The organism is Bradyrhizobium sp. CFUWI (genome assembly GCF_056429085.1).
The window spans coordinates 1-425 of the sequence record NZ_JBWJZE010000238.1 but is presented as its reverse complement, the minus strand read 5'-3'; the positions used below and the strand labels follow the sequence as shown (position 1 = coordinate 425).

General features: G+C 70.4%; 1 protein-coding gene. It reads left to right on the top strand.

Annotated elements, in window-relative coordinates; genetic code table 11:
- On the top strand, positions 1 to 403 hold a 403-nt coding region (locus AC066S_RS39610; protein ID WP_478272031.1), incomplete at its 5' end, for an FCD domain-containing protein.
- Between the last annotated feature and the right edge of the window lie 22 nt (positions 404 to 425).

Below are 425 nucleotides of genomic sequence, written 5' to 3'. Positions count from 1 at the left end.
GGTCGAGACCCGCCGCGTGCTGGAGCGCCTGATCGCCGCGGCCTCCGCCCGCCGCGCCACGCCCGAGCAGCGCAAGGCGCTGGTGGCGGCGGCGCAGAAGATGATGAAGGCGGCCGAGAAGGACAACCTCGATGCCTACATGCAGGCCGACCAGGAGCTCGACCACATCAACCATGCCGCCTGCGGCAACGCGTCGGCGGTCGGTGCGGTGCTGCCGCTGGTGGTGCAGTGCCGCCGCTTCTGGTATGCCTACCAGCACGAAGGCGAGATCAGCGAAGGGGCGCAGGCCCACCTCGCGATGGCCGAGGCGATCGCCTCCAGCGACGCCGCCGCCGCCGAGGAAGGCGCCGAGCAATTGATGCGCTACCTGGCGCGCTTCACGCACCGCATCATCAATTCCTGAGGAGGAAGCGCAGGGCCCGGGA